This is a genomic window from Pseudomonas sp. TE6283, assembly GCF_054060555.1.
Genome location: NZ_JBSSDH010000016.1, coordinates 126648 through 135017, shown reverse-complemented (window position 1 = coordinate 135017; position 8370 = coordinate 126648). Strand labels below are relative to the sequence as shown.

The following is an 8370-nucleotide window of genomic DNA, read 5'->3' as shown; positions in this document are numbered from 1 at the left end:
GGCCACTTGTGATGCTGATAATCTTGGCGACTATCAGTCCATACTCACAAGCACCCACACGAATTGCTTGATTCAATTTGTTAAAGAGCGTTTGGTTAAGAGCGCTTCGTCTCAACCGAGGCGCGAATTCTACGCCTTCCTCATTTGCTGTCAAGCGTTTATTTTGAGGTTTTTAACGAATAACTCGTTCAACTTCAAACACTTGACTCGCTGCGATCTCTCGTAGCGGGAGGCAAATCATACAGCGTTACAACCTGCTGTCAACTGCCTTTTTCACCGCTGCCGATCAGATGATCGAAGCACCTCCGCAACCCTCTTCAACAATCAACCCATTGATATTCAAGGAGTTTTTCGTTCCGATGTCGCTGGAAGTGGGGCGCATTATAAGGGGATCTGAAAGCCCGTCAACCTTTTATTTCAAGAATATGAAAAGTATCCCGTCAGGGGCCGCCAGCCACTCGCCGCAACCTTCATCTACAACCCCAATCCCAACCTTGCCAACCCCTCCACCACTGCGCACTATATTGCACACCCTTGCGCGCACAATAACGGAAGCCTCCATGAACACCCCAAACCGCAGCCTGGCCGCCACACTGTTCCCCATCGGCCTGCTGCTGATCGCCATGGCCTCCATCCAGTCCGGAGCTTCGCTGGCCAAGAGCATGTTCCCCATCGTCGGCGCCCAAGGCACCACCGCCCTGCGGCTTATCTTCGCCAGCGTGATCATGCTCCTGTTGCTGCGCCCCTGGCGTGCCCGCCTGGATGCCAGCACCCTGCGCAGCGTGATTATCTACGGCATGGCCTTGGGCGGCATGAATTTCCTCTTCTATATGTCATTGCGCAGCGTGCCGCTGGGTATCGCTGTAGCCCTCGAGTTCACCGGGCCGCTGGCCGTGGCGCTATGGGCCTCGCGACGGGCACTGGACTTCCTGTGGATCGCCCTGGCGGTCGCCGGCCTGCTGCTGTTGATTCCCGTCGGCCAGACCGACGACGGGCTGGACCCGATCGGCGCCGGCTACGCCCTGGGGGCCGGCGTGTGCTGGGCGTTGTACATCCTCTACGGGCAAAAGGCCGGGGCCGAGAACGGTATCCAGACCGCGGCCTTGGGTGTGGTGATCGCAGCCCTGTTCGTCGCCCCGATTGGAATAGCCCACGCCGGCAGCGCCTTGCTGACACCCGCGCTGCTACCTGTGGCCCTGGGCGTGGCGATCCTGTCGACAGCTCTGCCTTACAGCCTGGAAATGGTCGCCTTGACCCGCATGCCCGCCCGTACCTTCGGCACACTGATGAGCATCGAGCCGGCCTTTGGCGCACTGTCCGGACTACTCTTCCTGGGCGAGAAGCTTACCCTTTGGCAATGGCTGGCAATCCTTGCCATCATCACTGCCTCTGTAGGTGCGACCCTGTCGATGAAACGGGATGCGGCACCGGCCGTGGCTGCCGACTGATTTGAGAAATATTTGCATTTAGAAGGTTTGCAAACCTTGTACCGCCCGCCGTGGCTGATTAAGCTGTCACCCAAATATAATCTTGACGCTATCTACTGAGCGGTACATGGACGCTGGGGACCATCAGGGAAGAGACAAAGCGCAAACCACAGGCCCGTGAGTGCAGTCGGGCAGAAAAAGGACAGGAATGAAACGTATTTTTCTCATCCTGGCCATCCTGGCCATCGCTGGATGCGCCGCGACAGCCAATACCGAGGTGAAGCGAGGGAAGAAGGGCCTGCATATCAACTGCTCGGGGCTCTCCTCGTCATGGGACAAGTGCTACAGCAAGGCCGCCAGCTCCTGCAGCAGCAAAGGCTACAAGGTCATCGCCCGGTCCGGCGACACCGACGAAGAACCCGGCGACTATGTGTTCGGCATCAACCCGGCCGGCTATACCAGCCGTAGCATGATCGTGATTTGCAAGTAACCGATAAACAAAGGGCAGCCAATGGCTGCCCTTTTTGTTAGCAGCACACCATGCTCACAGCGCGGCAGTGCGTCGCTCCAGCCACGCCAGCGCCTCGCCTTCCAGCAACGGCGCCAGTCGCTCCCGCACCGTCTGGTGGTAACGGTTCAACCAGGCGATATCTTCACTGCCCAGCGCTTCGACCAGCAGACAGCGGGTGTCGATTGGACACAGGGTCAAAGTCTCGAACGAAAGGAACTCACCGAACTCGCTGGTACCGGCCTCGCGGTTGACCACCAGGTTCTCGATCCGCACGCCCCACTGCCCCGGGCGGTAGGTGCCGGGCTCGATGGAACTGATCATGCCCGGCTGCATGGCCGTCTGCGGTGTGGCCGCGGCCTGGTAGGCAATCACTTGCGGGCCTTCGTGCACATTCATGAAATAGCCGACACCGTGACCGGTGCCATGGCCGTACTCGACCTGATCGGCCCAGATCGGTGCCCGGGCGATGGCGTCAAGCAGCGGCGAGAGTATCCCACGCGGGAACCTGGCCCGCGACAGGGCGATCATGCCCTTGAGCACCCGGGAGCAATCGGCCTTCTGCTCATGGCTCGGCTCGCCGATCGGCACCATCCGCGTAATATCGGTGGTCCCGCCCAGGTACTGGCCGCCCGAGTCGATCAACAGCAGGCCATTGCCCTCAATGACGGCATGGGACTCTTCGGTGGCGCGGTAGTGCGGCATTGCGCCGTTTGCATTGTAAGCCGCGATGGTCGAAAAGCTCAGCGACACAAAGCCAGGACGACGGGCACGGGCTGCGCTCAACTGGTCGTCGATGGTCAGTTCGGTGATCGGTTGCACGCCGAGGTTCGCTTCGAACCAGGCGAAGAATTCGCATAGCGCCGCGCCATCCTGCTCCATGGCCTGGCGAATATGAACGAGATCCCCTTCCTCCTTGCGCGATTTGCTCAGGGTGGTCGGGTTGATACTCTCAACCAGTCGCACCTGCTCGTGCAAATTGTCCAGCAGGCCGCGAGTAACCCGCGCCGGGTCCACCAGCAGACTGGCTGCTGCCGGAATCTCGGCCAACGCGTCGTTGACCTCGGCGTAGTCGCGGACCTCGATGCCATCGGCCGCCAGTACCTGGCGCAGATGGCCATCGACCTTGTCCCGCCCGACAAACAGGAACGCCTTGTCCTGGCTGACCAACGCGAAGGAAACGAACACGGGGTTGTAGGAGACATCGCTACCACGCAGGTTGAACAGCCAGGCGATATCGTCGAGGGTGGCGATAAAGTGCCAATCGGCGCCCTTTTCCCGCAGCGTGCTGCGCAGTTCAACGAGTTTTTGCGCACGGTTGACCGTGGCATGGGGTGGCAGGTGCTGGTAAACCGGATTACCCGGCAGCGAGGGGCGGTCAACCCATACCCGATCCAGCAGGTCGAGATCGGTGCGCAACGTCGAACCACGCGCCTGCAGGCGCTCGCCCAGTTGCCGCGCCGAGGCCAGGGCCATGACCGCGCCATCCACCGCGACCGTGCCGTCCACCTCCGTCCCCAGCCATTCCAGCGCCCCAGGCTGGCCGGGGCGCAGCTTCATCAGCTCGATACCACTGCCGACCAGCTCTTTTTCCGCCTGCTCCCAGTAACGGCTGTCAGCCCACAACCCGGCAAAGTCAGCCGTTACCACCAGCGTCCCCACCGAACCGAGGAAACCGGACAGCCACTGCCGCCCCTGCCAATAGCCCGGCAGGTACTCGGACAGGTGCGGGTCAGCCGAAGGCACCAACAGGGCATTCACGCCCTCCCGGGCCATGGCCTCGCGCACACGGGCAAGGCGTGCCGGGACGGATTCGTGAAGGGGGGACTGACTGTTCATGCGCACTCCTGCGGATAGGTGTCGACGGGTCCAAGGCGTTGATAATGAAACACCCGGCAGACGCCCGCAATCACCACGACCGTAACAAGGCATGCATTGCCCCAACTGCCCTGCCGACCGTCGATCCATCCCCCTGAACTAAACCGGCTACAGGCCTTCACAACCCTTACATACCGTGCGTACGCGAGGTAGGCCATGCCCCACTCACGCGAACCGAAAAGCGCCGTCGTGCTGCTCGACACCCGCGAGCACACTCCCGAGCACGAACGGGCGGTCCACCTGCAGATTGCCGATCACCTGGCCCTTCTGCTGGGTGTCGAGCGGGTCGAGCCATCGCCCACGCAGTCCGAAACGGCCGATTACTACTATGTACCGACCCAGACCCTGGTCGATGCGCAGCGGTACGCTGCGCTCGGCATCCACGACGAGCATGACCTGTTCGGTGGCATGGTCAGCCATCCGCACATGGCCACCAAGGCTATCTCCCACCCGCTACCGGCAGACGCCACCTTCCCTCCCGGCTGGACCGACGCCTTTGCCCAGCATGCCAGCGACGCCCTGCTGCGTGGCTATACCGTGTTCTCCAAGGCCGATGCCCGGCGCGCCGCCGAACTGCTGCTGCGCGATGGACCGGTGAGGATCAAGCCGGTACTGGCCTGCGCCGGTCGGGGCCAGCAGGTGATCAGTGATGGTCAGGCCCTGGAGCCGCTGCTGGAGGCAATGGATGAAGAGGAACTGGGGCTGTGGGGCCTGGTGCTTGAGGAAGACCTCGATGCCGTCGAGACCTTCAGTGTCGGGCAGGTACGCGTGGCCGGGCTGACCCTGAGCTATCACGGCACCCAGCACCTCACCCGCGATCATGCGGGCACCGAGGTATATGGTGGTTCCGACCTGGTGATCGTGCGCGGTGACTACCAGCACCTGCTGCAGCTGCCACTTGAGGATCACCTGCGCTTGGCCATCAACCAGGCCATGACCTACGAAGAGGCTGCCAAGCGCTACTTCCCAGGCTTCATCGCCTCACGGCGCAACTACGACATCGCCCGCGGCCAGGACCATCACGGACACCTGCGCAGCGGCGTGCTCGAGCAATCCTGGCGACTGGGCGGTGCCAGCCCCGCCGAGGTCCTCGCGCTGCAGGCCTTCGCCGCCGACCCGGCGCTGCAACGGCTACGCGCGTCAACCCACGAGGTATTCGGCGACGCGCAACTGCCCGCCGACGCCACCCTGTTCTATCAGGGCCACGACAGTGAACTTGGACAACTCAGCAAATATGCACGGATACGTGACCATGACCATCGAGAGTGAAACCGTTGAACTGCAGGTCGAGGGCGAAAGCATCGTCGGCACCCTGGTCAGCCCGGGCAGCCGCATGCCGGGGATCCTCTTCGTCCATGGCTGGGGCGGCAGCCAGCAGCGCGACCTGGCCCGCGCCCGGCAGATCACCGGGCTTGGCTGCGTATGCATGACCTTCGACCTGCGCGGCCACGAAAAGACCGAGAGCCAGCGCCTGACCGTCACCCGCGAGCAGAACCTGGCCGACCTGCTGGCCGCCTACGATCGGCTGGCCAGCCAGCAATCGGTCGACCCCGGCGCCATTGCCGTGATCGGCAGCAGCTACGGCGGCTACCTGGCCACCCTGCTCACCCGTCACCGGCCAGTCAAATGGCTCGCCCTCAGGGTGCCGGCCCTCTACTGGGACGATGAATGGGATGCGCCCAAGCAGGCCCTCGACCGCCAGCGGCTCAACGCCTACCGCCTGCGTGAGCTCGGCCCTGCCGACAACCGCGCCTTGGCCGCCTGCGCCGAATTCGCCGGCGACGTGCTCTTGGTGGAGTCCGAACAGGACGACTATGTGCCGCACAGCACGCTGATGAGCTATCGCTCGGCCTTCGTCGGCGCCCACTCGATGACCCACCGCCTGGTCGATGGCGCCGACCACGCGCTGTCCAGCGAAGAGAGTCAGAAAGCCTACAGCGCCCTGCTCACGGCCTGGATCAGCGAGATGGTCATCGGCGCGCGCCTGGACCGCTACCCGCACTACGCGCCCTGGTACGCCTGAGTGCTGCCCAGCTGGCAGTGCAGGCCGCCGTCGGCGCCACGCACCAGGCTGCGCAGCGTCTGGTAGGCGGCGAAGTTCACCCCACGGGCCTGGTGCTCGCCCAGCAGATCGAGGAACGGTTCCTCGATGAAGCAGCCAGCGGCGGCGGCCCAGGCCTGGCGCGATTGCCAGCGCAGGTGCTGGAGTACCCGACGACCGTCGTCGCTCACCTGGATGCTGACGCTGAGCAGGCCGTCGCAACGTTGCGCGAGGTGCTCGCTGCGCACCACCAGGGCCTCGGCCAGGGCATCCTGGCGCAAGGGTGGGACGTCGTACTCGATCATCTGGGTGAACCACAGGGAATGGGTGTTGACCGCCATGACGCATCTCCTCGTTTCGGGCTCTTGCAGCAGATGGTCGTGAAGGGTAAAACCTCCAGCTAACTCAAGGTCAAGGATTTTATTGCCGATGAAGCCCCCTTCCGCCCAGGAGCGCCTGCTCAGCGTCGGCCAGCTGGCCGCGCGCAGCGGCGTGGCCGTGACCGCGCTGCATTTCTACGAGACCAAGGGGCTGATCCACAGCACCCGCAACGCCGGCAACCAGCGCCGTTATCCGCGTGCCATGCTGCGTCGGGTAGCGGTGATCAAGATGGCCCAGCGCCTGGGCATCGCCCTGGCCGATATCGCCAGCGCCCTGGAGGCCCTGCCCTGCGATCACACGCCCACTGCCGACGATTGGCAACGCCTGTCGGCGCGCTGGCGCAACGACCTGAGCCGGCGCATCGATGAGCTGGTGATGCTGCGCGACCAGCTCGACGGCTGCATCGGCTGTGGCTGCATGTCGTTGAAGGAATGCCCGCTGCGCAACCATCACGACCGCCTCGCCGATGAGGGCCCCGGCCCTCACCCGACCACGAGCGATATCCAGTCGTCGCAACATTGAAAACTCAGATCACCACGTTGCGCACGAAACGCACCGGCTCCGGGCCATCATTGCGGTAGGCGTAGCGGCAGTCGCTGGGGAAGACGAAGAATTCGCCCTTGCCCAATTGCCGCTCTCCCCCTTCGATGATCAGGGTCAGGCGGCCGTCGGTCACATAGATCTGCTCGCTCCAGCCAGCGGCGTCGGCTTCGCTGGCGTAGCACTCGCCCGGAGCCAGGGTCCACTCCCACAACTCGACCTCGCGCCGTGCCGGGCTGCTGCCGAGCAGCACGGCGCGGCTGGCAGGGTGCACACCGGCCCAGGCCAGCTCTTCGATGCGGCTGGGGTCACGCCGGTCCGGTGCCTGGATCAGGGTGCTGAACGCCACCCCCAGCGCTTCGGCGATCAGGTCCAGGGTGGTGAGGCTGACATTCTTCTCGCCGGCCTCGATGGCCACCAGCATCCGCCGGCTGACCCCGGAGCGCTCGGCCAGGGCGGCCTGGCTCAGGCCGGCGTCGCCACGCAAGCGGCGAACGTTCTGGCTGACATGCTGCAGCACCGATGCACGGTGCTCGGAATCTTTGTGCACTATATTGCTCACTGGTAGGGGATGCGCAGTATACTGCCCACTTTGCGGCGAATTGTGCGCCGCCCCTTCCGAGTGCGCAAGACCATGAGCCAGGCCCACGCCCGTAAACCCACCGTCAGCTTGCGCCTGAGCAAGGCCGAACTGGTGCTGGTGTTCATCACCATGCTCTGGGGCGGCACCTTCCTGATCGTGCACAACGTCATGACCGTCAGCGGGCCGATGTTCTTCGTCGGCCTGCGCTTCGCCGCCGCCGCCCTGTTCGTCGGCCTGGTGTCGGCCCGTTCGCTGTCGGGGCTGACCTTCACCGAGCTCAAGGCCGGCGTGCTCATCGGCGTGTCGATCATGCTGGGCTACGGCTTGCAGACCATGGGCCTGCAGACCATCAGCAGCAGCCAGTCGGCGTTCATCACCGCGCTCTACGTGCCCTTCGTGCCTCTGCTGCAATGGCTGGTGCTGGGCCGCCGCCCGGGCCTGATGCCGAGCCTGGGCATCGGCCTGGCCTTCGTCGGCCTGATGCTGCTGGCCGGCCCCGAGGGCGGCGCGCTGCACTTCAGCGAAGGCGAACTGGTGACGCTGGTCAGCGCCATGGCGATCGCCGGCGAAATCATCCTGATCAGTCGCTACGCCGGCAAGGTCGATGTGCGCCGGGTCACCGTGGTGCAGCTGGCCACCGCCTCGGCGCTGTCGTTCCTGATGATCGTGCCGACCCAGGAACAACTGCCCGGTTTTTCCTGGCTGCTGCTCATCAGTGCGGTAGGCCTGGGCGCCATGAGCGCGGTGATCCAGGTGGCGATGAACTGGGCGCAGCAGTCGGTATCGCCGACCCGCGCTACCCTGATCTACGCTGGCGAACCGGTGTGGGCCGGCATCGTCGGGCGCATCGCCGGCGAGCGCCTGCCAGGCGTGGCGTTGATCGGCGGGCTGCTGATCGTGCTGGCGGTGGTGGTGAGCGAGCTGAAGATCCGTCGCCAGGATGAGGCCAGCGCCTTGCAGGATGATGAGGCCCGCGAGCGCGAGGCGGGGTTGTAAGCCCCCCGCTCCCACA

General features: G+C 64.1%; 9 protein-coding genes. 6 read left to right on the top strand and 3 right to left on the bottom strand.

Annotation, left to right across the window (positions count from 1 at the left end):
- Positions 1–560 precede the first annotated feature (560 nt).
- Together rhtA and ACVWZ5_RS19860 are read left to right on the top strand one after the other, a co-directional pair.
- Entirely contained in the window at positions 561–1448 is an 888-nt protein-coding gene (rhtA, locus tag ACVWZ5_RS19865; RefSeq protein WP_084942577.1) for a threonine/homoserine exporter RhtA, read from the top strand.
- 187 nt (positions 1449–1635) lie between these two features.
- Positions 1636–1917, top strand: coding sequence for a hypothetical protein (locus ACVWZ5_RS19860; RefSeq protein ID WP_062573425.1), 282 nt, complete (start codon positions 1636–1638; stop codon positions 1915–1917).
- A gap of 54 nt (positions 1918–1971) precedes the next feature.
- On the opposite strand, the gene ACVWZ5_RS19855 is transcribed toward ACVWZ5_RS19860, so the two are convergent.
- A complete protein-coding gene (locus ACVWZ5_RS19855) occupies positions 1972–3774 on the bottom strand; it encodes an aminopeptidase P family protein (RefSeq protein ID WP_062573424.1) in 1803 nt (600 codons plus the stop codon).
- Positions 3775–3969: 195 nt separating this feature from the next.
- Between ACVWZ5_RS19855 and ACVWZ5_RS19850 the strand changes: the two genes are divergently transcribed.
- The gene (locus tag ACVWZ5_RS19850) at positions 3970–5082 is read left to right on the top strand and encodes a DUF3182 family protein (RefSeq protein ID WP_062573423.1); all 1113 of its coding nucleotides are present in this window, start codon (positions 3970–3972) and stop codon (positions 5080–5082) included.
- Entirely contained in the window at positions 5066–5836 is a 771-nt protein-coding gene (locus tag ACVWZ5_RS19845; RefSeq protein WP_062573422.1) for an alpha/beta hydrolase family protein, read from the top strand. The genes ACVWZ5_RS19850 and ACVWZ5_RS19845 overlap by 17 nt, the downstream gene beginning before the upstream one ends.
- On the opposite strand, the gene ACVWZ5_RS19840 is transcribed toward ACVWZ5_RS19845, so the two are convergent.
- On the bottom strand, positions 5815–6195 hold the full coding sequence (locus ACVWZ5_RS19840; protein ID WP_062573421.1) for an antibiotic biosynthesis monooxygenase: 381 nt from the start codon (positions 6193–6195) through the stop codon (positions 5815–5817). The two genes, ACVWZ5_RS19845 and ACVWZ5_RS19840, sit on opposite strands and share 22 nt — an antisense overlap.
- A gap of 88 nt (positions 6196–6283) precedes the next feature.
- On the opposite strand from ACVWZ5_RS19840, the gene soxR reads away from it, so the two are divergent.
- Positions 6284–6757, top strand: a complete 474-nt coding sequence (gene soxR, locus ACVWZ5_RS19835; RefSeq protein WP_062573420.1) for a redox-sensitive transcriptional activator SoxR — start codon at positions 6284–6286, stop codon at positions 6755–6757.
- 4 nt (positions 6758–6761) lie between these two features.
- On the opposite strand, the gene ACVWZ5_RS19830 is transcribed toward soxR, so the two are convergent.
- Positions 6762–7325: a helix-turn-helix domain-containing protein gene (locus ACVWZ5_RS19830; RefSeq protein ID WP_457340804.1), complete on the bottom strand. Its 564-nt coding sequence runs from the start codon at positions 7323–7325 to the stop codon at positions 6762–6764.
- 84 nt (positions 7326–7409) lie between these two features.
- On the opposite strand from ACVWZ5_RS19830, the gene ACVWZ5_RS19825 reads away from it, so the two are divergent.
- Positions 7410–8354 (top strand): DMT family transporter, encoded by a 945-nt coding sequence (locus ACVWZ5_RS19825; protein ID WP_062573418.1) that lies wholly within the window; start codon positions 7410–7412, stop codon positions 8352–8354.
- The last annotated feature ends 16 nt before the right edge of the window (positions 8355–8370 follow it).

Excerpts from the sequence above, each read along its gene's own strand:
- rhtA (WP_084942577.1), top strand. The coding sequence starts at position 561 with ATGAACACCCCAAACCGCAGCCTGGCCGCCACACTGTTCCCCATCGGC.
- ACVWZ5_RS19860 (WP_062573425.1), top strand. The coding sequence starts at position 1,636 with ATGAAACGTATTTTTCTCATCCTGGCCATCCTGGCCATCGCTGGATGC.
- ACVWZ5_RS19855 (WP_062573424.1), bottom strand. The coding sequence starts at position 3,774 with ATGAACAGTCAGTCCCCCCTTCACGAATCCGTCCCGGCACGCCTTGCC.
- ACVWZ5_RS19850 (WP_062573423.1), top strand. The coding sequence starts at position 3,970 with ATGCCCCACTCACGCGAACCGAAAAGCGCCGTCGTGCTGCTCGACACC.
- ACVWZ5_RS19845 (WP_062573422.1), top strand. The coding sequence starts at position 5,066 with ATGACCATCGAGAGTGAAACCGTTGAACTGCAGGTCGAGGGCGAAAGC.
- ACVWZ5_RS19840 (WP_062573421.1), bottom strand. The coding sequence starts at position 6,195 with ATGGCGGTCAACACCCATTCCCTGTGGTTCACCCAGATGATCGAGTAC.
- soxR (WP_062573420.1), top strand. The coding sequence starts at position 6,284 with ATGAAGCCCCCTTCCGCCCAGGAGCGCCTGCTCAGCGTCGGCCAGCTG.
- ACVWZ5_RS19825 (WP_062573418.1), top strand. The coding sequence starts at position 7,410 with ATGAGCCAGGCCCACGCCCGTAAACCCACCGTCAGCTTGCGCCTGAGC.